Origin of the sequence: Lysinibacillus sp. GbtcB16, assembly GCF_019091145.1 — a bacterium.
In the GTDB taxonomy this organism is placed as follows: domain Bacteria; phylum Bacillota; class Bacilli; order Bacillales_A; family Planococcaceae; genus Lysinibacillus; species Lysinibacillus fusiformis.
On sequence record NZ_JAGXJV010000198.1, the window covers coordinates 1 to 344 of the forward strand.

At 42.2% G+C, this 344-nt stretch carries 1 protein-coding gene; it reads left to right on the forward strand.

The features are described 5' to 3' along the window. Window positions 1–31 precede the first annotated feature (31 nt). Window positions 32–344 (forward strand): sensor histidine kinase (locus tag KVT27_RS27285; RefSeq protein ID WP_217582109.1); only part of this gene is annotated, 313 nt, incomplete at its 3' end.

Sequence of the window (344 nt, forward strand, 5' to 3'; positions counted from 1 at the left end):
GACCCCTTTTCACAGCATGGGTTGGAAATTGGTGAACGAAACCCCGCTAGACGAATTAACCAAAGAAACGGACAAGATTACATTGCTCATTATTTCTTTGAGCCTCATCTCACTCTTCTTCGCATTGCTAGGTGCTGGTATATTAACGAACGGCATCGTCAAACCGCTAATCAAACTTGCCTCCACCATGAAAACAATCAGACAAGGAAACTTTGAAGTTAGCTGTAAAATAGATTCGGAAGACGAGGTTGGTCTGCTGGCATCCGTCTTTAATGAGATGGTTAGAAGATTAAACGAGCTTGTCGCGGATATCAAATTCGAGCAGAAGAAGAAGAGAGAATTAT